The 24,459-nt window shown below is 70.6% G+C and carries 25 protein-coding genes; 5 read left to right on the top strand and 20 right to left on the bottom strand.

The window, feature by feature from the left end:
- Positions 1 to 77: 77 nt before the first annotated feature.
- From ACWD0A_RS18885 to ACWD0A_RS18950, 14 genes are all read right to left on the bottom strand, one after another.
- On the bottom strand, positions 78 to 737 hold the full coding sequence (locus tag ACWD0A_RS18885) for an OmpA family protein (protein ID WP_451299464.1): 660 nt from the start codon (positions 735 to 737) through the stop codon (positions 78 to 80).
- Positions 738 to 745: 8 nt separating this feature from the next.
- Positions 746 to 1,339, bottom strand: a complete 594-nt coding sequence (locus tag ACWD0A_RS18890) for a hypothetical protein (protein ID WP_451299466.1) — start codon at positions 1,337 to 1,339, stop codon at positions 746 to 748.
- 31 nt (positions 1,340 to 1,370) lie between these two features.
- Positions 1,371 to 1,958: a pilus assembly protein TadG-related protein gene (locus ACWD0A_RS18895; RefSeq protein WP_451299468.1), complete on the bottom strand. Its 588-nt coding sequence runs from the start codon at positions 1,956 to 1,958 to the stop codon at positions 1,371 to 1,373.
- A 5-nt stretch (positions 1,959 to 1,963) separates the two neighbouring features.
- Positions 1,964 to 2,203, bottom strand: a complete 240-nt coding sequence (locus ACWD0A_RS18900; protein ID WP_451299470.1) for a hypothetical protein — start codon at positions 2,201 to 2,203, stop codon at positions 1,964 to 1,966.
- A 149-nt stretch (positions 2,204 to 2,352) separates the two neighbouring features.
- Positions 2,353 to 3,360, bottom strand: coding sequence for a response regulator (locus ACWD0A_RS18905; protein ID WP_451299472.1), 1,008 nt, complete (start codon positions 3,358 to 3,360; stop codon positions 2,353 to 2,355).
- Between the two features lie 14 nt (positions 3,361 to 3,374).
- The gene (locus ACWD0A_RS18910; RefSeq protein WP_451299474.1) at positions 3,375 to 4,712 is read right to left on the bottom strand and encodes a sensor histidine kinase; all 1,338 of its coding nucleotides are present in this window, start codon (positions 4,710 to 4,712) and stop codon (positions 3,375 to 3,377) included.
- Between the two features lie 36 nt (positions 4,713 to 4,748).
- Positions 4,749 to 5,636: a DUF5936 domain-containing protein gene (locus tag ACWD0A_RS18915; RefSeq protein ID WP_373429285.1), complete on the bottom strand. Its 888-nt coding sequence runs from the start codon at positions 5,634 to 5,636 to the stop codon at positions 4,749 to 4,751.
- Between the two features lie 16 nt (positions 5,637 to 5,652).
- Entirely contained in the window at positions 5,653 to 6,594 is a 942-nt protein-coding gene (locus tag ACWD0A_RS18920; protein ID WP_451299477.1) for a type II secretion system F family protein, read from the bottom strand.
- A 9-nt stretch (positions 6,595 to 6,603) separates the two neighbouring features.
- Positions 6,604 to 7,941: a CpaF family protein gene (locus ACWD0A_RS18925; RefSeq protein ID WP_451299478.1), complete on the bottom strand. Its 1,338-nt coding sequence runs from the start codon at positions 7,939 to 7,941 to the stop codon at positions 6,604 to 6,606.
- A 26-nt stretch (positions 7,942 to 7,967) separates the two neighbouring features.
- The gene (locus tag ACWD0A_RS18930; RefSeq protein WP_451299480.1) at positions 7,968 to 8,339 is read right to left on the bottom strand and encodes a TadE/TadG family type IV pilus assembly protein; all 372 of its coding nucleotides are present in this window, start codon (positions 8,337 to 8,339) and stop codon (positions 7,968 to 7,970) included.
- On the bottom strand, positions 8,336 to 8,686 hold the full coding sequence (locus ACWD0A_RS18935) for a TadE/TadG family type IV pilus assembly protein (protein ID WP_451299482.1): 351 nt from the start codon (positions 8,684 to 8,686) through the stop codon (positions 8,336 to 8,338). Before ACWD0A_RS18935 ends, ACWD0A_RS18930 begins: the two co-directional genes overlap by 4 nt.
- A 108-nt stretch (positions 8,687 to 8,794) precedes the next feature.
- Positions 8,795 to 10,060: an AAA family ATPase gene (locus tag ACWD0A_RS18940; protein ID WP_307713718.1), complete on the bottom strand. Its 1,266-nt coding sequence runs from the start codon at positions 10,058 to 10,060 to the stop codon at positions 8,795 to 8,797.
- 7 nt (positions 10,061 to 10,067) lie between these two features.
- Positions 10,068 to 10,787 (bottom strand): Flp pilus assembly protein CpaB, encoded by a 720-nt coding sequence (cpaB, locus tag ACWD0A_RS18945; protein WP_451299485.1) that lies wholly within the window; start codon positions 10,785 to 10,787, stop codon positions 10,068 to 10,070.
- 110 nt (positions 10,788 to 10,897) lie between these two features.
- Positions 10,898 to 11,782 (bottom strand): hypothetical protein, encoded by an 885-nt coding sequence (locus ACWD0A_RS18950; protein ID WP_451299487.1) that lies wholly within the window; start codon positions 11,780 to 11,782, stop codon positions 10,898 to 10,900.
- Between the two features lie 326 nt (positions 11,783 to 12,108).
- On the opposite strand from ACWD0A_RS18950, the gene ACWD0A_RS18955 reads away from it, so the two are divergent.
- The 4 genes from ACWD0A_RS18955 (at position 12,109) to ACWD0A_RS18970 (ending at position 16,565) form a co-directional block, all read left to right on the top strand.
- Positions 12,109 to 13,605, top strand: a complete 1,497-nt coding sequence (locus tag ACWD0A_RS18955; RefSeq protein WP_451299489.1) for a hypothetical protein — start codon at positions 12,109 to 12,111, stop codon at positions 13,603 to 13,605.
- Between the two features lie 25 nt (positions 13,606 to 13,630).
- Positions 13,631 to 14,251, top strand: a complete 621-nt coding sequence (locus ACWD0A_RS18960; protein WP_451299491.1) for a hypothetical protein — start codon at positions 13,631 to 13,633, stop codon at positions 14,249 to 14,251.
- A gap of 26 nt (positions 14,252 to 14,277) precedes the next feature.
- On the top strand, positions 14,278 to 14,724 hold the full coding sequence (locus ACWD0A_RS18965) for a hypothetical protein (RefSeq protein ID WP_451299493.1): 447 nt from the start codon (positions 14,278 to 14,280) through the stop codon (positions 14,722 to 14,724).
- Positions 14,725 to 14,867: 143 nt separating this feature from the next.
- Positions 14,868 to 16,565: a chitinase gene (locus ACWD0A_RS18970; protein ID WP_451299495.1), complete on the top strand. Its 1,698-nt coding sequence runs from the start codon at positions 14,868 to 14,870 to the stop codon at positions 16,563 to 16,565.
- Positions 16,566 to 16,637: 72 nt separating this feature from the next.
- Here the strand turns inward: ACWD0A_RS18970 and ACWD0A_RS18975 are convergent, their stop codons facing one another.
- A complete protein-coding gene (locus tag ACWD0A_RS18975; protein ID WP_451299497.1) occupies positions 16,638 to 17,930 on the bottom strand; it encodes an Nramp family divalent metal transporter in 1,293 nt (430 codons plus the stop codon).
- Between the two features lie 290 nt (positions 17,931 to 18,220).
- Between ACWD0A_RS18975 and ACWD0A_RS18980 the strand changes: the two genes are divergently transcribed.
- Positions 18,221 to 19,558 (top strand): M14 family metallopeptidase, encoded by a 1,338-nt coding sequence (locus ACWD0A_RS18980; RefSeq protein ID WP_451299499.1) that lies wholly within the window; start codon positions 18,221 to 18,223, stop codon positions 19,556 to 19,558.
- A 43-nt stretch (positions 19,559 to 19,601) separates the two neighbouring features.
- Here ACWD0A_RS18980 and ACWD0A_RS18985 read toward each other — a convergent pair whose 3' ends face one another.
- The 5 genes from ACWD0A_RS18985 to ACWD0A_RS19005 all read right to left on the bottom strand — a co-directional run bounded on the left by ACWD0A_RS18985 (position 19,602) and on the right by ACWD0A_RS19005 (position 24,430).
- Positions 19,602 to 20,279: a hypothetical protein gene (locus tag ACWD0A_RS18985; protein ID WP_451299501.1), complete on the bottom strand. Its 678-nt coding sequence runs from the start codon at positions 20,277 to 20,279 to the stop codon at positions 19,602 to 19,604.
- Between the two features lie 68 nt (positions 20,280 to 20,347).
- Positions 20,348 to 21,820 carry a GntP family permease gene (locus tag ACWD0A_RS18990; protein ID WP_451299503.1) on the bottom strand — a complete coding sequence of 491 codons (1,473 nt, stop codon included), beginning with the start codon at positions 21,818 to 21,820 and terminating at the stop codon, positions 20,348 to 20,350.
- Between the two features lie 98 nt (positions 21,821 to 21,918).
- A complete protein-coding gene (locus ACWD0A_RS18995) occupies positions 21,919 to 22,323 on the bottom strand; it encodes a RidA family protein (RefSeq protein WP_451299505.1) in 405 nt (134 codons plus the stop codon).
- Positions 22,320 to 23,084 (bottom strand): IclR family transcriptional regulator, encoded by a 765-nt coding sequence (locus ACWD0A_RS19000; RefSeq protein ID WP_177152153.1) that lies wholly within the window; start codon positions 23,082 to 23,084, stop codon positions 22,320 to 22,322. Before ACWD0A_RS19000 ends, ACWD0A_RS18995 begins: the two co-directional genes overlap by 4 nt.
- The gene (locus ACWD0A_RS19005; protein WP_451299507.1) at positions 23,081 to 24,430 is read right to left on the bottom strand and encodes a PfkB family carbohydrate kinase; all 1,350 of its coding nucleotides are present in this window, start codon (positions 24,428 to 24,430) and stop codon (positions 23,081 to 23,083) included. The genes ACWD0A_RS19000 and ACWD0A_RS19005 overlap by 4 nt, the downstream gene beginning before the upstream one ends.
- Positions 24,431 to 24,459: the final 29 nt, after the last annotated feature.

The following is a 24,459-nucleotide window of genomic DNA, read 5'->3' on the forward strand; positions in this document are numbered from 1 at the left end:
TTGGTGGGCCACCTCCTGCAGCCGACGGCGCGCGCAGGCCGGGCCGCGTCGTGGCGCGCGGCCCGGCCTGGGTGGTGTCAGCCCTGGGAGCCACCGCCCCGCGGGTAGGAGACCTCCACGCGCCGGTTCTTCTTGCGGCCCTCTTCGTTCGAGTTGTCCGCGATCGGGAACTGCTCGCCGTAGCCGCGGACCTCGTAGGTGATCCCCGCGTCGCTGAGCGCCTTGGACAGGACCGAGTGCACGGCGTCCGCCCGCTGCTTCGACAGGACGTCGCCGTGGGCGGAGGAACCGAGGTTGTCGGTGAATCCGAAGATACGGACCTGCTTCGCGTTCTCCTTCTTGATCTCGTTGGCGATGGCCTGGATCCGGCCGTTCGCCGCCGGGCTGAGCTTCGCGCTGTCCTTGCCGAAGAGGACTTCGGCCTGGAGGGCGTACTTCACGTCCGAGTTCGTGTCCTCCCGGCGCTCCTCACCGCCCTCGGACTCGATGACGGACTTGAGGTCCAGCACCTTGGCCGGGGCGAGGGTGGCGCCGTCGACCATCTTGAGACCCGGGTTGTCCGCGTCCACCTCGACGGGCGGCGAGGCGGACGCCTCGGTGCCCGGCGGCACGCTCGGCTTGTCGTCGGCCCGTGCCTCGGTCGCGGACAGGACGTGGGAGCCGACGAGGAGGGCCGCGGCGGTGAACGCCGTGAGCACGAACCGGGTGGACGGCCGGCGCATGGGGGTGTGGGTCATGGCGGCACTCACCCGGAGATCTCGAGGGTGGCGTTCTGGAACGACGGCATCTGGAAGTCAACCTGAATCGTCGACTCCGGCGGCGCCGGGAACTGCATGAAGATGGGCATCTTCTTGCCGGCGTCGACCTGCGTGAATCCGGACGTGCAGAGGCATCGGCCCTCAGTGTCGCGCAGCACGTAGTAGCGCTTCTTGCCCGCCTTGTCGACGAGCGTTGCGCCGCCGACCGACTGGCCGCCGCCTCGCAGCTCCTCTTCCGTCCCGCGCCACTCCGTCGTCGCGTAATAGGCCGCGCTGCCCGTGTTCTCCACCACGGCGTTGACGGTGACGAAACCGCCGGAGTCCCTCTCGATGGAGTTGACCTTGAGGACCATTCCGTCCTTGCCCTGGACCGTGGCGATCACCTTGCTGGTGTCCGGCTGAGCCGAGGCGCCACCGGAGCCTTTGTCCCCCTTGTCGGACGGCTTGCTGCTGGACGAGCTCGACGGCTCATCCTTCTTGTTCCCGTCTCCCCCACAGCCGGCCACTGTGAGGGCCAGGGTGGCGGTCATCACCACCGCTGCCGCCCCCCTACGGGCCTTCAGGATGCGCCGAATGCTCATGAATCGAGTTCCTTCTCTCGTCGTTCGCTTGTCAGTCGACCAACTTGACGTCGAAGAGGTCCTTCGCGTCGGGCAGGTCCGTCGGGTCGTCCTCGAGGTCCCAGCTCTTGGTCTTGCAGGTGAGCGTGGGAAGGATCTCCGCGTCGTCGGGAAGCTCGAAGGTGCACAGGGGCTTGACCGCGGCCTTGGCGTCGGCCGTGGCGAACTGGCTCTCCGTACCGGGGATGATCGAGTCACCGATGGGCTTCTTCGTCTGCACGCGGACCGTGTAGGTCAGCCACGGGTACGGCTCGGAATAACAGGGCTCGGACAGCACCGCCCCGTTCTTTTCGGCAAACGCCGCCGCCGCATCACATGCGTCGATCCGAACCTTGCCGTCGAAGATGTCCTGCCAGGTGGTCGGGTCTTCGAGGGAGTCGAGCCACTCGCCCGTGAGCTTCTCACGAGCGTCCTGTGCCGCCGCCAGCGCCGCGGCGTCCGCCGCGCCCTGCGCGGTGTTCCTGGTGGCCGACGCCTGACCCACTGCGAAGAATGCGAACGCGAGGAAGAGCAGGCTCCCCACCATCACCACGTAGATGGGGAATGCCTGCCCTTGGTCCTTCGTGCTGCGCTCCGCCAAGCGGCTCAGCCGGCCTTGATCTTGTCGATCTGCTCGTTGATCTTCTGCGTGATCTTGCCGCCGATGCCCGTGCCCACGATCGCGCCGATGATCACGACGACCACCATGATGATGCCCAGGTACTCCAGCGCGGTCTGGCCCTTGGAACGCTCGCGGTCGGTCATGCGGCTGACGACGGTGTTCTTCCAGCCGTTGACGCGGACCTGCGTGCCGACCGCGGCCTTCAGCAGAGTGTCGTTCGACATGTCGTCCCCCTTCGGGTTCGGCCGACCGGTGGCCGGCCGACTCGTACGTCTCTGTTGCGACGCCGGAAACGTACGGCCGACATGCGGTCGCCGAAGAGGGCCCCAGGGCCCAATCCGGGGCCCAATCAGCGGGCTGGGTCCTGCGGTGTTCAGCCACGGCCCCTCCCCGAACCGCGATCGGGACGTGCCGTGCCGATCCACACGGCGATCGCCTCGCTCCTGCTGACACTGTGAAGCTTCGCGAAGATGCGATTGATGTGGTTCTTGACGGTCTTCTCGCTGATGAAGCAGGTGGCGGCGATCTGCTGATTGCTCATGCCCGACGCGATCAGGTCCATCACCTCCACCTCCCTCGCACTCAGGCCGAACTGGTCTTTGTCGCGGGCAGGTTGTGGCACACCGGCGGAAAGCCCGGCGTCACCCCCGTGCCGCACGGACGACTGTCCCACATTCGATTGCAGATGCGAAGCATCTTCGCTCGGATTCCAGGAAGTCGAGACAATCGGAGCGGCGGGATGCGGAGGCACGGCCGGATGGCCGCCCGTGGGCGGGGCCGGTGGTACGTACGCCGTGCCGAGTCCGTCCGGCAGCGGCTGCCCGCCCTGCGGGCCGGGCGCACGGCCGCCGCGGAACTCGGCCAGGAGCGCGTTCGCCGCGGTCGCCGTGAAGTGGGCGCGGCCCTCCCTCACGTCCCGTACGGCGGCGACGAGCTGGTCCGCGGTGAACTCGCCGTGCACGAGGTAGCCACCCGCCCCCAGTCGCAGGGCCTCCTGCACGATCTCGTTCTCCCGGCTGTACGTCAGCATCATCACCGGCGCCGCCTGCACCAGATAGGGCAGGGCCGAGATGCCGTCGACGCCGGGCATGCGGACGTCGAGCAGGATGACGTCGGGCCGGTGCCGGCGGGCCGCTTCCACCGCCTGCCTGCCGTCGGCGGCCTCGGCGACCACCCGGATGTCGTCGCGCCCGCCGAGCAGGACCGTCAGCCCGGCTCTGACCACCGGGTTGTCGTCGGCGATGACCACCCGCAGGGGTGAGGGGGGAGGTGGGGGGAACGGCGGGGCCGAGTGGAGCGGAGTGGCGTGGGACGACGTGTGCTGCGAGGCGTGGGGGGTCGTGAACTGCTGACCCGACGTGCGTGAGCTCTCGTCCGGCATCGTGCGGCCTCCTCTCAGGGGTTGGTGCTTCGTGGGGAGCGGTGGATGTCGGGCTGCGCAGGCAGGATCGCCGCCAGCGGGAGGTCGAGGCGGACCTCCGTGCCTGCGGCCGTGCCGCGTCCGATACGGATACGTGCGCCGATGCCCGCCGCTCGTTCGACCATCCCGACGAGGCCGAAGTGACCGGCCTTGCGCAGGGAGTCGAGCGTCGTTCCCGGGGGCAGCCCGCTGCCGTTGTCGAGGACGCTGATGCGCAGCATCCCGTCGACGATCCCCGTCTCGGCCCGCACCCGGGTGGCGTGCGCGTGGCGGCCGCTGTTCTCCAGCGCCTCGCCGGCGATCGTGAGCATCTGCCGGGCGACCGCGCGCGGGACCGGCGGTACGGGCGGGCCGCCGAGCCTGCGGAACTCCGCGCCGATGCCGGTGCGCCGGCCGAAGTCGTCCACCGTGGCGCGCAGTTCCTCGGTGACGTCGACCCCGTCCGAGCGGAGGTCGTCGCTGCGGCGCAGGTCGCTCAGCAGTTCACGGGACTCGGCCGCGGCACGGCGCGCGGAGCGGGCGACCAGTTCGGCCTGGTGCCTGACGGTGAGCGGGTCCATGCGGTCGGCCGTGGAGGCGAGGCCGTCGGCGGCGAGTGCCAGGCCGTGCAGGGTCTTGGCGACGGAGTCGTGCATCTCGCGGGCCAGCCGGGCCCGTTCGCCGCCGACCGCCTCGTTGACGGCGAGCCGGGCCCGGGCCTCGGTGAGGGCCTGGCTCGCGGCGCCGAAGCGCAGCAGCAGATTCCGCAGGGTGACCCCTATGGCGCCGGTGACGACGCAGAAGCCCGGCAGCAGCAGGGAGTTCCCCGCGGTGGCGACGGCGTCGGAGTCGGCGCCGTACACGGCGAACAGGATCAGGGCCTGGAGGCAGGCGAAGAAGGCCGCGCCGCGCCACCCGTAGGCGAGCCCGGCGAGCAGGGGCGTGCAGATGGTGACGTACCCGAGGGTGCTGTCGGGTCCGGCCGTGATGAGCAGGAGGGCGCCGAAGAGGGCGTCGAGGGCGAGCAGCGCGGGGTGCCCGAGCAGCAGCGGTCCCCAGCGCTCCCAGTCCCGGAAGAGTCCGTAGGAGAACATGAAGGTCACGAGCACGCCGGAGGCCACGAGGTAGGTGGGCACGCCAGGGTTGGCCGCGCCGAGTGCCAGCGGGGTGGCCAGGCCGATCATCGCCAGCCGGAACCCGAAGACCTGGCGGCACAGCGCCTGCAGGGCGTTGACCTGGATGGCCAGCGTCGGCGTCTGGTCGGGATCGGCCGTGGCACGGGCCAGGGAGGCCGGTCCGAGGCCTCCCGTTATCCTCCCGATGTGCAGGGCCACTGCGGTCCCCCCTCTGGCGGCGACGGCGTCACGGTGTCAGCCGCCGACCGAGCTGAAGTCGGCGTCGGCGCCGAAGACGAAGGCCGCGACGAGGAGGATCATGGTCGCCGGGACCATGATCGACGTGATGGTCAGCGTGGCCTTCGGGACCGCCTTGGACGCCCTGCGGCGGGCGTTCTGGGCGTCGGTGCGGCGCATGTCGTTGGCGATCTGGATCAGGGTCTCGGTGATCGGCGCGCCCAGCTCCTCCCCCTGCTGGAGGGCGGTGACGAACTGGGCGACCTGCTCCGACTCGTTGCGCCTGCGGAGCTCGTCGAAGGCTTTGCGACGGCCGACGCCCATGTCCATCTGGCGCAGAGTGATCCGTAGTTCGTCGGCCCAGGGGCCCTCGTACTTGTCGGCGACGCGTTCCAGTGCCTCGCGGAAGCCGAGGCCGGCGCTGACCACGACGGCGAGGACGTCGAGGAAGTCCGGCAGAGTGCGCTCGATCTGCTCCTTGCGCTGCCGGACGGCCGCGAGGATGCCGACCTCCACCCAGAACAGCCCGAACGCGACCATGAAGAGGGCGAGGAAGGGCTGGCCGCGCAGGATCATGGCGAAGGCCCCGAAGAGACCGAGGAATCCGTAGACGGCGCGGCGGGCCGCGTACCGGTCGATGGTGAGGCCGCCGGGGTTTCCGGCGAGGTCGATCCTGCGGCGGACCTTGTTGACCCGCGCGGGGCCCATCATCCGCAGCACCGCGGGCGCGTAGCGCATGCCGAGGCGGTCGACGGCGGAGCCGACCGCGGTGGTGCGGGTGGCGCCGACCTCCAGGGCGACGGCGAGATCGCCGGGGAGCTTGGCGTCGGCGCGGTACATGCGGATGCCGTGGAAGGCTCCGACGACGCAGAGCGCCACGGCGAGGGCCAGGCCGAGTGCGATCATCGCGGTGCGCTCCTCCTCAGATGTCGATCTTGGACAGCCGACGGATGACGAAGACGCCGAGGGCGTAGAGCACGAGGGCGACGACGACGACGGCCTGGCCGATGAACGAGCTGGTCATGCGGTCGATCGCGCCGGGCATCACGCGGTCGAGCAGCAGCAGCGCGCCGAGTCCCATGGCGGGGACCGCGTAGGCGGTCATGTTGACCTGGGACAGCTGGGTGCGGACCTCGCGCCGGGTCTCCTTGCGTTCCTCCAGCGTCTCGGTGAGGTTGCGCAGGGAGCCGACCAGGGTGCCACCGGCCCGGTTGGACAGGACCAGGGTGGTGACGAGCACGACGAGTTCGCGGGAGGGGAGGCGCTCGGCGAGTTCGCCCAGGGCGTCGTCGACGGAGTGGCCGACGGCCAGCTTGTCGGCGACCCGGCCCAGTTCCTCGCCGGCCGGCGCCTCCAGCTCCTCGGCGGCCATGGACAGGGCGGTGCGCAGGGCGAGGCCGGCCTGGGTGGCGTTGGCGAGGATGCGGGAGAGCTCGGGCAGCTGGTTGATGAACTTCTCGATGCGCTTGGTGCGCTGCCAGTTGAGGAACGCGAACGCGCCCCAGATGCCGAGCAGTCCCGCGATGGGCCCGAAGAAGGACGCGAGGAGTGCCTGCGCCGTGATCCAGAGGCCGGCGGTCACCGCGACCATGTAGACGAAGAACTCGCCGGGCGTGAGGTCGAGGCCGGTCGCGGCGAGGCGCAGCTCGATCTTCCTGCCGAGGCCGGTCCCCCGCAGTCTGCGGTCGACGGCCCTGAAGCGCCGCCGGCGGCCGCCGGTCTCCTCGGTGCGGCCGGAGTGGGAGAGCCGGTCGAGCAGCGCGTGGTGCTGCGAGCGGCCCGCTGACCAGGCGTGGACGCCCATCACCGCGAGCACGCCGAACAAGAGCGTGCCGCCGATCGTGAGCAGTGCGGTAGTGGTCATGCGCGCTCCCTACTTGGCCTCTCGGACGGCGAGCTGGTCCTCGTGCGCGGCGACGCCGAAGGCCTGCGGGACGGGCTGGCTCGCCATGAAGAGCCGGTCGGCGAGACGCCGTGGCAGGGGGAAGTGCTCGTACGTTCCGTGGACGCGTCCGTCCGCGCCCATCGGCCGCGCGGCGAAGCGGGCGACGGTGGCCAGCCGGTACGGCTCCTGGCCCCGGGAGTCGAGGACCGCGATCTCGCTGATCTTGCGCGCGCCGTCGGCGTGCCGGGTGAGCTGCACGATGCAGTCGACGGCGCTGTTGATCTGGTCGCGCAGCGCCTCGAAGGGGATCTTCACCTCGGACATGGAGGCCAGCGTCTGCAGGCGCATCAGCGCGTCCTCGCCGCTGTTGGCGTGGACGGTGGCGAGCGATCCGTCGTGACCGGTCGACATCGCCTGGAGCATGTCGAGGGTCTCGCCACCGCGGACCTCACCGACGACGATGCGGTCGGGACGCATGCGCAGGGAGTTGCGCACCAGGTCGCGGATGGTGATCCGGCCCTTGCCCTCGACGTTCGCCGGGCGGGACTCCAGGCGGATCACGTGCTGCTGCTGGAGCTGGAGTTCCGCGGAGTCCTCGATCGTGATGACCCGCTCGCCCTCCGGGATGAGTCCGGACAGCGCGTTGAGCAGGGTCGTCTTCCCGGTGCCGGTCGCTCCCGAGACGATGATGTTCAGCCTGGCCTGGACGAGGGCGGAGAGCAGATGGAGCATGTGCTCGTCGAGCGAGCCGAAGCCGATCATCTCCGAGAGCGTGAAGGCGCGCGGGAAGCGCCGGATGGTGAGCGTGGGACCGGACAGGGACAGCGGCGGGATGATGACGTTGACACGCTCGCCGGAGGGCAGGCGGGCGTCCACCATCGGGTTGGACTCGTCGACCCTGCGGTTGACCGTCGACACGATGCGCTCGATCGTCTGCATGAGCTGCTCGTTGGAGGCGAAGCGCAGCGGCAGCATTTCGACGCGGCCGCCGCGCTCGACGAAGATCTGGTCCGGCCCGTTCACCATGATCTCGGTGATGGACGCGTCCTCCAGGAGCGGTTCCAGGACGCCGAGGCCGAGCGCCTCGTCCACGACCCGGCGGATGAGCTGGGAGCGCTCGGACGCGGAGAGGACCGGCCCCTCACGGCTGATGATGTGCCCGAGCACGCGCTCCAGCCGCGCCCGGCGCTCGGCCGCGGCCAGCGCCGACATCTCCGCGAGGTCGATCTCCTCGAGCAGCTTGGCCCGGTACGTGGCCACCAGATGGCCGTCGTCCCGCCCGCCCCCTCGGTCCTCGGGGGCCGTGATGCGTGCCCGCAGGCTCATGTGCGACTCCTCGGCGTACGGCGGTCTCAGTCCTTGGGCATGGTGGAACTGCGCTCGGCGTGGCCCCAGTCGTCGATTCCGGGCACGACGGAGGGGATCCTGACCCGGACGGTGGCGGTCACCTCGCCGCCTCCCGGCCGTGCGCTGTAGTCGAAGTCCCCCGGACCGTCGGACAGCCAGTCGCTGACGGCGCTGCGGCCCGCGTGGCCGCCGTCCGTCCGCCAGTTGTCGTCGCTCTCGGCGCGTGCGGCGGCCCGTGCGGCCGTGCCCGCCTGGGAGGTGGCGTAGGCGGCGACGCCGAGTTGGACGGCTGCGAGCGCCAGGATCAGCAGCAGCGGCAGGAATCCCGCGAACTCCAGGGCCACCTGCCCGCGGTCGCTTCTCTTCGCCCCCGTCACGGCGCCGCCCCCTCGTCCACCGCACTGGCGTGGCCCTCGACCTCGAAGGGGAAGTCGACGAAGCCGGGGAAGAGGACGGGGACCTTGAGCGTCACATCGGCCGCGTACATCCCTCCGGACGCCGGGCCGCAGGCGATGTCCCCGTTCCAGCTGCCCAGGTCCTCCCTGGCCGCCGAGCGGCACCGCTGATCCGACGACTGCCCGTAGGCGTCGGCCGCTCCCTGCCGCGCGCCCTCGTCGGCCGCGTTGCCCGCGCGGATGTACGTGTAGCCCAGCAGGGCCGACTGCCACAGCAGGACGCAGACGGCCGCGATGAGCGGCAGCATGCCCACGAACTCGACCGCCACCTGCCCCCGGTCGCCACCGCCTCCGCGGGCCCGCGGCCGCCGCGGGTCACGGCCTGGCGGGGTACCGGCCCGTCCCGTGCTCGGTGGTGCGCTCAGCACGCCCATCGCTCAACTCTCCCCCTTGAGACCGCCGCCTCGCCGGCGGCGTACGCCGATGGATCCCCGGTCGCCCCGGAACCTGCCGGCTCTGTCCTTCCCTTCGGGCGCCTTCACGATGCCCAGCTCGCCCGCGAGGCCCCACAGGGCCTGTTTCACCGTGGACTTGGCCTCCAGGTCCTGCATGCGGCCGGCGTCGACGGCGCCCTGCAGTTCCTTGAAGTTCGCGGGGACGACGGATCGCGCGGCGCGTGTGCCGGTGATCCGTTCGATCAGGGCGGGCTGGATCTCGGCGTTGCGTGTGAACCGGTTGACGAGCGTGATCGTCTCCTCGGCCTTGCGGATCTGCAGCCGGTCCCAGAGCCGGACCATGCGCTTGGCGGCCCGGACCGCCACCACGTCCGGCGTCGTCACCAGCACGGTCGTGTCGGCCATCTCGACGGCCGCCGCGTTGGCGCTGTTCATCTGGGTGCCGCAGTCGATGACCACGACCTCGTAGCGGTTGCGCAGGGCGCTGACGATCTGGCGCACCGCCCGGTCGTTGACCTCCTCGCCGCGTTCTCCGTCGGCGGGGGCGAGCAGCAGTCCGATGCCGGTGTCGTGGGTGAAGACGACGTCCTGGAGCACGCGGGGCGATATGTCCTGGATACCGGCGAGGTCGACGATCGACCTCCGGAACTGCACGTCCAGGTAGGAGGCCACGTCACCGGCCTGCAGGTCCATGTCCGCCAGCGCCGTCGTCATGCCCGAGGCGCGGGCGGCCAGCGCGAGCTGGACCGAGGCGAGCGTGGTACCGACGCCTCCCTTCGCCCCGGACACGGTCACCACGATGCCGCCGGGACCGGTGAACACGTCGCCGCTGTGGCCGAGATGGCGGCGCACGCCGAGCGACCAGGAGGCCGCGGCCTGGACGCGCTGGGTCAGTTCCTCGTACGAGAGCGGAAGCGCGACCAGCCCGCGCGCGCCGGAGTCCATGGCCGACGAGTACAGGCCGGGACTCGCGTCGGCGGTGACCAGGACGACGCCGACCGCGGGGAAGCGCAGCGCCACCTCCCGGATCAGCTCCAGTGCCGGCACCGGCCCGATCCGCTCGTGCACCAGCACGACCTCGGGCAGCTCGTCCAGCGACTCGCCCGCCAGGCGCGCGAGCGTGTCGAGCAGCGAGGTCGAATCGGCCACCGGTGCGGCCGGTTCGGCCTCGGGCAGCTGGCTGAGCAGGGTGGCGATGGATCGGGCGGCGTCGGCGTCGCCGACGGCCGGGAGGATGCGTGTCGTCATCCGGCCCTCACTTGTTCCTGTCCTCGTCGAGGGTGTACGTGCCTTCACCCGGACGAAGCGTGGTCGGACTGCCCTTGGCGATCAGGGCCAGGCGTACGTGGACGGCGAACGACTCGGCGAACGCCACGCGCTGGGCGTCCTGCGTGTTCAGGGCGAACGTGATGGGCACGGCCTGGGTCGCGGCGGCGTCGCGGTCGTCGCCCTTGGGCTCCAGGGCGGTGAGCCTGCCGACGTCGATGACCTTGGCGTTGGGGACGATGATCCGGGACTCGGCGACCTGGCCCTTGTCCTGCCCCTCGTCGTCGAAGGTGGCGAAGATGTTGACCAGATCGCCGGGGGTGATCTTGCCCGCGACACCGGTGGCGGCGTCGATCATGATGGCGATCTCCTGCTCGCCGTTCTCCAGCGCGGGGCGCTTGACGATCATGTCGGCCTGGAGCAGCGACCCTTTGCGCAGCTGGGTGACGGCGATCTTCCCCTCCACCACGGACAGGTCGGTGACCGCACTCGACGAGAGCCAGCGCTTCGGCATCGTGATCTTTTCGAACTGGCTCGGCTGGAGTTCCGTGTACGGAGCGACGTCCGATGTGATCCGGTAGGCCGTCACCTCCGGTCCGACCTTGGAATTCACATCGCTGATCACGGAAAGCACGCCGACGAACGCGCCGAAGGCGCACAGGACGGACAGGAGCAGAAGAATGACACCGCGGCGCTGCCGTGAATTCATGGGCGGGACGACCTCGTGGGGAGACGGACGGTTGGCGGACGGTGCGGGGACGGCCGGTGCCCGTGCCGGGTTTTCTCCCGCCACTGGTCCGGACGACCGCCCTGGTGCGACTACGACCCGGGACGCATAGGTGTTCCGTGGTTCAGGACACCGGGGCTCGGTGTTCGGTTCTCCGCCGGCGCGAGCGGCGCCGAACAGAATTCACAGCGGTCGCCGATGATTTCGAGGCCGCACCAGGAGCACTTCTCCCGTTTGACCGACGAGACGAGCTGGTAGACGAGCGTGATGTCGGGGAGGTAGGCGGCGAATTCGATCATTTTCGAGGTGCCCCACCAGCGGGGCGAATCACCCGGCAGTGCGGTCTCGTGCAGGGCCTGGCAGCGCCATGCGGGGGCGAGGGTCGCGGTGACCCACTCGCTCTGCAACTGCCCCTTCGCGACGATCAGCCGGTTGCCGAACTCCGGTCCGGCGAGCTCTCCGCCGCCGATCCTGATCAGGTGCGGCTGCGGGTTGGCCAGGACCGCGAACTGCGAGCCCGGCACCCATGACTTGGCGTGCGACTTGAGGCTCACCGGCACCCGGTCGAGCCTGGCGACGGAGTTCAGCAGGGCCCCGGCGTAGACGTAGTGCGCGAGGAGCCGGGCCGCGGAGGCGACGATGCCGGCGCTGAAGTCGCAGATCGACAGCTGGCGCAGCTGGCGGACGAGCACGGCCACACCGAGCGGCGGCAGCGCCAGCCTTATCAGGGCGATGCGGTCGCTCTCCAGGACGGAGCGCACGGTGTGCAGTCTGCGCTCGTGGGCGACGGGGATCGAGGCGGGATACAGCGCCACCACATAGCCGTGCTGGTCCAGCAGCACCTGCATGTCGACGAGCGCGGCGTCGAGGGGCTGCGCGTCCGGAGGCGGCAACAGCGCTGCCGTGGGCGTGTGTTGGTCGGTGGGCGGTAACACCAGGTCAGCGCTGGTGACAGCGATCGCGGTCTGCACGCTCATTTCCCCGTTCGAATCCGGTCGCCGAACGTACGGCGACCGCTTCCTCACTGCTCGTGCTGCTGCATCAGCACTCTAACCACGTCCTGTGAGGCAGAGAACACCTTTCAGGTACCCCGCAGGCAACCCGTACGACTCGCACACGGCTGAAAGGGGACGAAGTCGTCGATTGTCGACTCCCGTCACACCGGCCGAATTGCCGTGGTCAGGACTCCTTTTGGGCCCTTCATTGGGTCCGCAGGCCCACGCCGGGCAGTCGTCGCCGTGCGTACGCTCCGATTCCGATTCCGCGTGCGAAAGGTGTGCGCGGCCGGAGAGGGGGACGCCGGATGAGACGGGACCGGGGGGCCACGGCGACCGAGTATCTCGGGGTGGTCGTGGTCGTTGCCACCGTCATCGGGGCCGTGACCGGATCCGGCTTGGGCAGCGCGATCACCGAAAAGATCATTTGTGCGATCGACGGCGGTCAGTGCGCCCCGGGAGGCACGTCCCGGGCCGCGCCGAAAACCGACGCCGACTACGAACCCCCGCTCTGCCAGATCACGTCCATCAGCGACAGAGCCGGAGCCAAATCCAAGATCCTTTTCATCGAGTGGGGCGAGGAATACGGCTTCCAGCAACAGGTGTTCCGCGCCAGGAACGACGTCAACGGCGACGGCACGGTCGACGACGACGACCAGCAGGTCACGATGACCTTCACCGACGCCGCGTCCGTCGCCGCCAAGAAGGACTGGAAACCCGGCGCCAAGGTGGGCAAGTTCGGCTCCGACAAGGTCGAGCTCGGGGCCGGCATCAAGGTCACCAACGGCGACACCTGGGTCTTCGACAGCGAGGCCGACGCCAAGGCCTTCCGGGACGACATCGAGCTGCTCAAGACCTACGAGCTCACCAACCGGCACGCGAACGCGCACGGCGGCGGCCTCGGCAACAGCATCCTCTACCTCTTCGGCAAGGGCCCCATGGCCGAGGAGGAGAAGCTGCGCGACCGCATCGAGGAGAAGCTGGGCGACCGGCACATCAGCTACGGCAAGGTCGGCCTGGAGGCCAGTGCCGCCGGCGGACTCAAGCTGAGCGCGGGGGACGAGAAGAAGCTCGGCGCCACGCTCGGCGGCAACTTCACGTTCTCGCCCGAGGCCACCTGGACCGACAACGACCACAAGGGCACCAAGTCCTACACGTACTCCGCGGCCGTCGAGTACGGCGGCAAGGTCGGGTACGAGGCCGGGCCGATCAGCGGGGAGTCCTCCGCGTCCACCACGCAGACCGGCACCGTCACCGTCACCCACGACAAGAGGACCGGCGAGCTCCTGCGCATCGACATGACCCGTACCGTCGAGAAGGGCGCCACCAGGGACGGCGCCAAGGCGGGCGGCGACAACGGCAGGTCCGGGGACGACAAGCGCGGCGGCAGCGGCGTCAAGGGCTCCGACCAGACCACGGGCATCGAGGTCGTCACCCACTCGATCGTCGTCGAGCCCGGCGCCGAGGGCGCCGAGCGGCGCAGGATCGCGCAGGCGTGGCTGGACGGCAACGGGGACCGGGGGGCGCCGTTCGGCTACATGTTCTCCGACCACGCGCCGACGACCCGGCCCGGGAACGACGACCCGTTCGGCCAGTTGCTCTTCGACGAGGGGCTGTCGAGCCGGACGACGTACACGGGGCAGACCGAGGCGGCGGAGTACGGGTTCGAGCTCAACCTGGGGCTGAGCCTCGGCTTCTCGGTGTCGACCGAGAAGAAGGAGGAGACCCTCGACGACGCCCACTTCCTCGGAGCGCCGAACGGAAACAGCCGTGACTACGTCCCGTACAGCTACTGTGCGAACTGACCTGGCCGAGGGGAGCGCACACACCATGAGCAGCACCTGCGTCAGCACCTGGAGCGGGCGAACGGCGACCGGGCACAGACGTACGGCCCGGCGGGCGCTCGCGGCGGCCGTCCTCGCGGCGGCCGTCTCGTTCACCGCCGCGTGCGGGAACGGTCCGGCCGGGGCCGAGGTCCCCGAGGGCTGGCACCGGCTGACGACGGACTCCGTCGCCGTGGCCCATCCGCCGGCGTTCAGGGAGCAGGGCGCGGGCGAGCGCAGCAAGTTCAACGCGGCCGCCGCCACCCTGGAGGAGGGCGGCCGGACGGTCGCCATGATCTCCGTCCAGCTCGACTACACCAACGCCGATTCGGTGGAGGAGGCCGCGATCGGCGCCGAGGCCGGTATCGCCCTCGGCGCCACCCTCGAGGGACAGGAGGACCTGCGGGTCGCGGGTCCCGAGAAGGCGCGGGACGCGAAGCGGATCGACTACACGTTCACCTCGACCGGTGAACGGGGCACGCCCGCCAAGGGCACCCGGGTCGCGGGCGTGATCGTCGCCGGTCTCGACTCCGGCGAGTCGGCGTACGCGGTACGGATCGACGCGGCCGAGGGGCGCCTGTCCCCCGACGAGCTGAAGAAGATCATCGACAGCATCGCGGTCAAGTAGGCCCTCGACGCCCTGGAGGCTGCATCATGACGCGCTACGGCCACCCGGCTGTGCCCACGCGGCGGAACGAGGGGCCGAGAGCGGGATTTCTCTCGCTGACGAAGTCCTGGGCGGCGGGCATCGTGGTGCTGCTGTTCACCGAGTACCTCCAGGTCACCCTGGTCTACGACACCTTCGGCGCCCCGGCCGGGCTCGGTTCCTTCGGCGGGCGGCTGCTGCTGATCCACCTGCCGAACGCGCTGTGCGTCGCGCTGTCCGTCTGGGCCGCCGCGCGGCTGCACCGGCCGCCCTTCCGGTACGTGACCGTCCGCCATCTGACGGCGGCTCTCGCCGTACCCGTGGCGGCCCAGGTGCTCAACATGGCGGTCCAGTGGCAGAACCTGGCCGCCGAGGGGCTGCTGATGTCCCATGCCGTGCTGGCGCTCGGCTGCGTGGCGGGGTGGTCCGCCGACCGGCTCCAGGAAGGGGACTGAGACGGGCGGCCGGGGCCCGCCTTCCTCCAGAGGTCTTGACAACCAGATTGGTCTGGACCAACTTGTACCTCCACGGTGGCCACCGTTCCGGGTCTCGGCTCCGGATCCTCCACACCCCCCAACTCCCCCACCGGAGGCTGCAAGTGGACCGCACCACACGCGCACGCAGATGGCTCGGCGCCGGCCTGGCGCTGGCCGTCGGCACCGGACTCGGTCTCATGGGCACGGCAGGCACCGCAGAGGCGGCCGACGTCAACGTCGCCAGGAACGCGGGCTTCGAGTCGGGGCTCGCCAACTGGACCTGTTCCGCGGGCAGCGGGGCCTCCGTGTCCTCCCCCGTGCACAGCGGCGCATCGGCCCTCAAGGCCACCCCCGCCGGCCAGGACAACGCCAGGTGCACCCAGACCGTGACCGTGAAGCCCAACTCGACGTACACGCTGAGCGCCTGGGTGCAGGGCGGCTACGCCTACCTCGGCGCGAGCGGCACCGGCACGAACGACGTGTCCACCTGGACGCCCGGGACCGGCAGCTGGACCAGGCTGTCGACCTCCTTCACCACGGGTGCGAACACCACCTCGGTGACCGTCTACACCCACGGCTGGTACGGCCAGGCCGCCTACTACGCCGACGACGTGAGCGTCTTCGGCCCCGACGGCGGAGGCGGCTCCGACCCCGACCCGGTCGTCCCGGCGGCCCCGGCCGCTCCGACCGTCGGGACCGTGACCTCCTCCTCCGTGGCACTGAACTGGCGGGCGGTGACCGGCGCGACCGGCTACAACGTGTACCGCGACGGCGCCAGGGTCCAGTCCGTGAGCGGCACGTCGGCCACGGTGACCGGACTGGCCGCGAACACCGCGTACCGCTTCCAGGTGACGGCGACCAACGCGGCGGGCGAGTCCGCGAGGTCGGCCGCCGTCACCGGGACCACCGCTCCCGGCGGCAACCCGGGCAACCCAGCCGTGCCCCGGCACGCGCTGACCGGCTACTGGCAGAACTTCGACAACGGCGCGACGGTGCAGAAGCTGCGCGACGTGCAGGCGCAGTACGACATCATCGCGGTGTCGTTCGCGGACTCCACGGCCACCCCGGGCCAGATCACCTTCAACCTCGACCCGGCCGTCGGCTACTCCTCCGTCGCCGACTTCAAGGCGGACATCGCCGCCAAGAAGGCGGCGGGCAAGTCGGTGATCATCTCGGTCGGCGGCGAGAAGGGCAACGTCACCATCAACAGCGACGCCTCGGCGACGGCCTTCGCCGACAGCGCGTACGCCCTGATGCAGGAGTACGGCTTCAGCGGTGTCGACATCGACCTGGAGCACGGCATCAACGCCACGTACCTGACCAAGGCGCTGCGCCAGCTCTCCCAGAAGGCGGGTTCGTCCCTGGTCCTGACGATGGCCCCGCAGACCATCGACATGCAGAACACCGGCACCGAGTACTTCAAGACCGCGCTCGCCGTGAAGGACATTCTCACGGTGGTCAACATGCAGTACTACAACAGCGGTTCGATGCTCGGCTGCGACGGCAAGGTGTACTCACAGGGCTCCGTGGACTTCCTCACGGCGCTCGCCTGCATCCAGCTGGAGGGCGGCCTGGACGCCTCCCAGGTCGGCCTGGGCGTCCCCGCCTCGACGCGCGGGGCGGGCAGCGGCTACGTCGACCCGTCCGTCGTGAAGAACGCACTGGACTGCCTGACCCGCGGCGCCAACTGCGGTTCCTTCAAGCCCTCGAAGACCTACCCGGCCCTGCGCGGCGCCATGACCTGGTCCACCAACTGGGACGCGACGGCCGGCAACGCCTGGTCCAACGCCGTCGGCCCGCACGTCCACAACCTGCCGTGACGGCGCGTTGACCGACGAGGGCCCGTGCCGTCGCTCCCCGGCGGCACGGGCCCTCGTCGTACGCTGCGGGGTTCACCAGGGCAGGTCCCGCACCTGCTGCACGCACAGCACGACGAACAGCAGGCCCGCTCCCGCCAGCATCACGTTGCTGAGGATGCCGTTGCGCCACTCGGCGGGCGTGCGGGAGGAGTTGAGCAGCCAGAACAGCGTGAGCGCGAGGAACGGCATGAAGAACGCGCCGATCACGCCGTAGACGATCACCAGGCCGAACGGCTGGTCCAGGAAGAGCAGCGCGATGGGCGGGAAGGTGAGCCACAGCAGGTACGCGCGGAACGGCAGCGACTTCTCCCGGCTGCCGGACGCCACCTCCGTACCCGTCGCCGCCTCGCCCCTCTTGCGGTAGTTGGAGACGAAGTCGGCGAACATCAGGCTCACGCCGTGCCAGACGCCGATCAGCGAGGTGAAGGACGTGGCGAAGAAGCCGACGAGGAAGAGCTTGGCCGTGACGGTCCCGTAGCGGTCCGCGAGGACGTCGCCCAGGTCGAGCAGGCCCTTGTCGCCCTTGGCCAGCGCGACACCCGAGGAGTGCAGCAGCTCGGCTCCGACGAAGAGCATGGCGACGACGAAGATGCCGGTCGTGAGGTAGGCGACCCGGTTGTCCAGGCGCATCACCTTCATCCAGCCGGTGTCGGTCCAGCCCTTGGCGTTGACCCAGTAGCCGTACGCGGCGAGCGTGATGGTGCCGCCGACGCCGCCGATCAGACCGAGCGTGTAGATCAGCGAGCCGTCCGGCAGGACCGGCGCGAGGCCCGCGAAGGCGTCGCCGAGATTGGGGGTCACCCGGACGGCCAGGTAGACGGTGACGACGAACATCACGCCGACCAGCACGGTCATGACCTTCTCGAACACGGCGTACCGGTTGAACCAGACGAACACCAGCCCGACCAGACCGCACAGCACGGCCCACCACTTGAGGTCCATGGTCCCCGGGAACAGGGCGTCGAGCGGGAGTGCGCTGGAGGACATCGCGGCCGCGCCGTAGACGAAGCCCCAGATGACGACGTAGATGACGAAGTAGACCGTGGTCCAGGAGCCGAGGCTGCGCCAGCCGTCGAAAAGGGTCCGTCCGGTGGCGAGGTGCCAGCGCCCGGCAGCCTCCGCCAGGGAGATCTTCACGAGGCAGCCGATGACCGCGGCCCACAGGAGTGTGTAGCCGAACTTGCTTCCGGCGATGAGGGTGGCGACCAGGTCGCCGGCCCCGACACCGGTCGCCGCGACGACGATGCCCGGTCCGATGTACCGCCAGCTCGCCCTGCGCGGCCGGGAGGTGACCTCGCCGGTGCTCTCTTCGGTGGTGCCTGACATGCGCAGCCGCCTTCCCGCTCGTCCCTCCGATGTGACTGGGTTACCCAAGCCGGATGCCGGTGATCCCGCAAGAGGCCCGGCAAGGTGTCCGGCATCCGGCGGGCGGGCGTATGGCCGGGAGTCGCTATTGACCGGAGCATGCCAGAGTCGCACCATGAGCGCGCGAGCCACCGCCGCCGCAACCGCACACGCGCACACCCGTACCTCGCGCACGCACACCCCGCACCGGGCACCCCGCACACGCACACGCACACGCACTGAGCAACCCCCCACACCTCAGGAGCAGTTGCATGCGAATCCGCCCCCTGGGCAAACGGTCCGCCGCACTCGCGGCCGTCGTCGCCCTCGCCCTGGCAGCACCCCTGACCGCCAGCGCCTCGCCGTCGGCCGACCGGCCCGCGCCGGCCGCCGCCGGTGAGGAGGAACGCACCCGGCAGTACCGCATCCACGGACCCGACAGCGCCGCCGACCGCACGGCCGTCGCCGCCACCGGGGTGTCCGTCGACGAGGTGGACGACCACACGATCGTCGTCAGCGCCACCGCTGCTCAGGCGAGGCGGCTGCGTGCCCTCGGACACACCCTCACGGCCCTGCCCGGGCCGCCGGATCGCTCGGCGACGACCGGCGTCGAGCCGTTCGACTTCCCCTCGGCCGACGCGAAGTACCACAACTACGCCGAGATGACGGCCGAGATCGACCAGCGCATCGCCCAGTACCCGGCCATCATGAGCAAGCGCGTCATCGGCAAGAGCTACCAGGGCCGCGACATCGTCGCCGTCAAGATCAGCGACAACGTGGCGACCGACGAGAACGAGCCCGAGGTCCTGTTCACCCACCACCAGCACGCGCGCGAGCACCTCACCGTGGAGATGGCGCTCTACCTGCTGCGCGAGTTCGGCGAGGACTACGGCAGCGACGCACGGATCAGGAACGCCGTGAACAGCCGCGAGATCTGGATCGTCCCCGACCTCAACCCGGACGGCGGCGAGTACGACATCGCCACCGGCTCCTACCGCAGCTGGCGCAAGAACCGGCAGCCCAACTCCGGTTCCTCGTATGTCGGCACCGACATGAACCGCAACTGGAACTACAAGTGGGGCTGCTGCGGCGGCTCCTCGGGCTCCCCCGGCTCCGACACCTACCGGGGCACGTCCGCCGAGTCGGCGCCCGAGGTGAAGGTCGTCGCGAACTTCGTGCGCTCCCGGGCCGTCGGCGGCAAGCAGCAGATCAGGACGGCCATCGACTTCCACACCTACAGCGAACTGGTGCTGTGGCCGTACGGGTACACGTACAGCGACACGGCCGCCGGCATGACACAGGACGACCGCGACGCCTTCGCCGCCGTCGGCCGGAAGATGGCGGCGAGCAACGGCTACACGGCCGAGCAGTCGAGCGACCTCTACATCACGGACGGCTCGATCGACGACTGGCTGTGGGGCAACCAGAAGATCTTCGGCTACACCTTCGAGATGTACCCGCGCTCCTCGTCGGGAGGCGGCTTCTACCCGCCCGACGAGGTGATCGAGCGCGAGACCTCCCGCAACCGGGACGCCGTGCTCCAACTGCTGGAGAACTCCGACTGCATGTACCGGTCGATCGGCAAGGAGTCCCAGTACTGCACCGGCTGATCCACTGCCTGACGGCGCCCGGGACCGGCGGTCCCGGGCGCCGTCAGGTGAACGCGATCCTCGACCACGGCCGGTCGGGGTCCCACTCCGGTACGACGCGCGCCGTCGTCCGTCGGAACTCCTCCTCCGTGCGCGCCTCGTACAGCGGCGCGAACACCGGGTTGGAGCCGAACTCCCAGACCGCGCCGTCCCGCTTGACGACGAGCACCGGACCGCCGCCGTAGGTCATCGCGGAGGTGTCGCCGTCGAGGTACGCCTCCGGCTGCGTGTCGACCAGATACGCGAAGCCGAGGTCCGAGATCCGCCGCTCGGGCCACGGGGTGCCATACGTCGTCCGCACCCACGCGCACAACACCGGATAGGGCAGCCCGGCCGGCGTGGCGGCGGGCATCCGGCCGCCGAGGTAGTGGCCGAGCACCGGCACGAGCCCGGCGGACCATTCGCGCAGACGGGCCCGGCGCCTGACGCCGACGCGGCACTCGTAGAGCATGCCGTTCGTGTGCGCGACCGTGACGACGAGGCACAGGCCGCGGACCTCGTGACGGACGCCGCGCACCTCGTGCCAGGCGAACTCCGCGTGCAGGGCGCCCTGGTCGAAGCAGATGCCGGCCGCGTCCACGAGCACGGCGTTGTGCGCGTCGGCCGCGATGAACTCCGGGCCTGCGGGCGCGTACGGGGGTGCCGGGGCCGGCGGCCGGTCCGGTGCTGGGGGTGTGACCACCCGTCGACCCTGGAGGACGCGGAAGGGGCAGAGCTCGCGCCCTGCCCCTCCCCCTCGAAGCCCGCCCGCTAGAGGACGAGGCTGAGCGCCGCCGCGACGGCGAAGCCCGCGACCGACAGCACCGATTCCAGGACCGTCCAGGACTTCAGGGTGTCCCGCTCCGAGATGCCGAAGTACTTGGAGACGATCCAGAACCCGCCGTCGTTGACGTGCGAGGCGAAGATGGAGCCCGCCGAGATCGCCATGATGACCAGCGCCAGGAACGGCTGTGAGTGGTCGCCGTTCTCGACCAGGGGCACGACGATGCCCGCGGTGGTGACGATCGCGACGGTCGCCGATCCCTGCGCCACGCGCAGCACCAGCGATATCAGGTACGCGAGGACGATGACCGGCAGGCCGACGTCGTTGAAGGTGTCCGACAGCGCCTGCGCGACACCGCTGGCCTTGAGCACGGCGCCGAAGACGCCGCCCGCGCCGACGACGAGCAGGATGTTGCCGACCGGCTTGAGGGACTGCGTGGACACCGACTCGAGGGACTTGCGGGTCCAGCCGCGCCGGATGCCCAGCAGCCAGTACGCCATGACCAGCGCGATCGTCAGGGCGACGAAGGGGCTGCCGAAGAACTCGATGACCGAGCGCGGGGTGGAGGGGGCGAGCGTGATGGAGGAGAACGTCGCGGCGAGGATGAGGATCAGCGGCGTACCGATGATCGTGAGTACGGTCCCCAGCGAGACCGGCGCCTCCTGGGGCACCCGGCCGGCAGCGGCCTGCTCGGCGTGGACGGCGGCCCTGGCGTCCTCCGCGGCCTCCACCATGTCCTGCGGGACCTCCACGAACAGCCGCTTGCCGATCCAGGCGGCGTAGCCCCAGGCGGCGAGCACGGCGGGGATGCCGACCACGACGCCCATGACGATGACCCAGCCGAGGGAGACGTTGAACAGGCCGGCGGCGGCGACCGGGCCGGGGTGCGGCGGCAGGAAGGCGTGGGTCATCGACAGACCGGCGAGCAGCGGCATCGCGTAGAGGATGATCGACTTGCCGGACCGCTTGGCGGCCGCGTAGACGATCGGCGCGAGGACGAAGATGCCGACGTCGAAGAAGACCGGGATACCGAAGATCAGGCCGGTGAGGCCCATGGCGAGCGGGGCGCGCTTCTCGCCGAACAGGCCGAGCAGGCGCGAGCTCAGCACCTCGGCGCCGCCCGACACCTCGAGTATCGCGCCGAGCATCGTGCCGAGCCCGATGATGATGGCGACATGGCCGAGGATGCCGCCCATGCCGGTCTCGATGACGGAGACGGCGGCGGACCGCTGGACGGTGCCGAAGAGTTCGGTGACGGACAGGCCCGCGGCGAGTCCGACCGCGATGGACACGGCGAGCAGCGCGACGAACGGCTGCAGCCGCACCTTGATGATCAGCAGGAGAAGCAGGGCGATACCGAGGGCGGCGACGGTGAGGAGACCGGCGGTGCCGTCGATGAGAGTGAGCAGACCACCGGTGTGCGGGGTGGGTGGTGGGGGTGCGTCAGCGGCGATGAGCATCGAGAAGTGTCCGTTCCGGGCGGTTTTCGGCAAGGGGGGACCGCGGCACGGCGCATCGGGGAGGAGCGCCGTGCCGTACTGCTGCGGGTTCAGAAGGATCAGTCCAGGACTGCCAGGGCGTCGATCTCGATGAGCAGGCCGGCGGGGAGGCCGACGTAGACCGTCGTACGGGCGGCGGGGGCCACCGTCAGGTCCTTGAAGTACTGGTTGTAGATCTCGTTCATCTCGGCGAAGTGGGCCGTGTCGGTGAGGTAGACGCGGATCATCATCACGTCGTCCCAGGACGCGCCGCCCTCCTCGAGGATCGCCTTGACGTTGGCGAGGGTCTGGAGGGTCTGCTCGCGCAGGGTCGGGCCGGCCGGGGTGGGCGCCTGGCCCTCGACAGCGGGGAGGAACCCGACCTGTCCGGCGACCTGGAGGATGTTGCCCTTCCTGACACCGTGCGAGAACTTCGCGGGCGGGGCGGTGTGGGTGCTCGGGGTGATCGCGGTCTTCTCGCTCATGCGCGTGCTTCCTTCTGAGGGGTGTGACCTGAGTACTCCCGCGTGATGGCGTCGGCGGTGCGCCGCACGAGCGGGAGAAGGGTGAGGAGTTCGTCGGCGGTGACGACGACGTTCGGCGCGGACACCGACATGGCGGCGACGGCCCGGCCGTCCGCACCGCGGATGGGGGCCGCGATGCAGTTGATCGACTCCTCGTGGCCGCCGAGGTCGGTGGCCCAGCCCTGTTCGCGCACGGTGGCCAGCTCCTTGAGGAAGGCGCCGGCGTTCGGGGTCGAACGGGACGTGTACATGGGGTAGTCGAGCTTCTCGGCGACGGTGCGCCGCTCGGGTTCGGGGAGGTCGGCCAGCAGCAGCTTGGCCACGGCCGCGACGGTGATGGCGACGGGCTTGCCGATCCGGGAGTACATCCGGACCGGGTAGCGGCTCTCGACCTTGTCGATGTAGAGGACTTCGCTCTCCTCGTGCACCGCGAGGTGGACGGTGTGCCCGATCTGCTCGTTGAGGGCGACGAGGTGCGGGTGCGCGATCTCGCGTACGTCGAGGTTCTCGACGGCCTCCTGCGCGAGGGCGATCAGCCTGGCGCCGAGGCGGTAGCGCTGGTCCTGTTGGCGGTAGACGAGGCCGTGCTCGTGCAGCGTGCGCAGCAGGCGCAGCGCGGTGGACTTGTGGACGCCGAGCCGGTCGGCGACCTGTCCGAGGTCGGCGGGCCCCTGCGCGAGCAGCGGCAGGATGCTCAGCGCGCGGTCGACGGTCTGGCTCATGGTGTACGTACCTCCTGGTCTGCCCCTGTCCACCCGGGGCCGAGGTGCAGTCTCCCCCAGGCGTCGTCGTCGAGGGCGACGAGCCGGTCGGCGTGCGCGGCGGCGGGAGGGGCGCCCAGGTCACCGGCGACGGTGAGGGTGGCGGCGGCGTACAGGTGCCCGTGCCGGAGCCGGTCCTTCACGGGCAGCCCGCGGAGGCTGCCGCCGAGGAAGCCGGCGGCGAAGGCGTCCCCGGCGCCGGTGGCGGCGACGACGCGTACGGCCGGGGCGGGCACGTGCGTGACGCTGTCGCCGCGCGGAGCCGTTCCCCGCCCCGCCCTGCCCCTACGCCTGGCGGCGTGGGCGGTACCCCCATCCCGGACCGGGGCAGGCCCCGGGGCCCGGAACGCCCCTCGGGCGTTGTCGGGGCTCGTCCCCGGGCCCCGCGCCTCGAGCTCCCCCAGACTTCGTCCGGGGGTGCCCCCAGGCGCGGCTGGATCTCGCGGAGCGGAATCAGGCCGGCCGGGGGAGCTCGAGGACACCGCGCGGAGCGCGGTACGGGTCCGGGCGGAGCCCGGTTCGGGACGTGGGGGCGCCCCGACGCCGCCAGGCGTAGGGGGAGAGGTGGGGAGAACCCCGCGGTCGAACGCCACCGCGCCCGCCGCGCCCCGCTTCACCACCAGCACCGACGGCTCCGGCAGCGCCTCGCGGATCGCGTCGGCGCCCCGCAGGCCCCACGCCTCCTCCGCCTCGTCCTCGCCCACGAACACGATGTCCGCGCCCCGGGCGAGCTCCAGCAGCACCCGCGCGCCGGACGCCGGGTCGCGCCACAGGCCCGGCCGGTGGTTCACGTCGAAGGAGACCGGCGGCCGGCCGTCCCGTCGGGCGGTCAGCTCCCGCATCAGCGCGAGGCAGTCCGGGGACAGGGCGGCGGTGATGCCCGAGAGGTGCAGCAGACGCCCGGACCACACGTCCTCGCCCCGCACGTTCGCAGGCGACATCGCCGACGCCGCCGAGCCCGCCCGGTAGTACACGACCTCGTGCTCGTCCGTCGCCCGGTCGCCCGCCGTGCGGAAGTACACGCCCGTGGGGCGCTCGGCGTCGCGCGTGACGGTCGAGGTGTCCACCCCGTACGCCGCGATCGCCTCCACGAGGTGGTCGCCGAAGCCGTCCGCGCCCACGCGCCCGACCCAGCGCGCCCGGTGGCCCGCCGCCGCGAGCGCGCAGGCCACGTTGGACTCTGCGCCGCCGATGCCGCGGACGAACGACGGCACATCGGCGAGGCGGCCCGCACGGGTCGGCAGGAACGTGACCATGGACTCGCCGAGGCAGACGACGTCCACGGGGGCCTGCACGCTCGCGGTCATGATCGCGGGGGCTCCTTGCTGGTCGGTCG

The organism is Streptomyces sp. NPDC002867 (assembly GCF_053591895.1).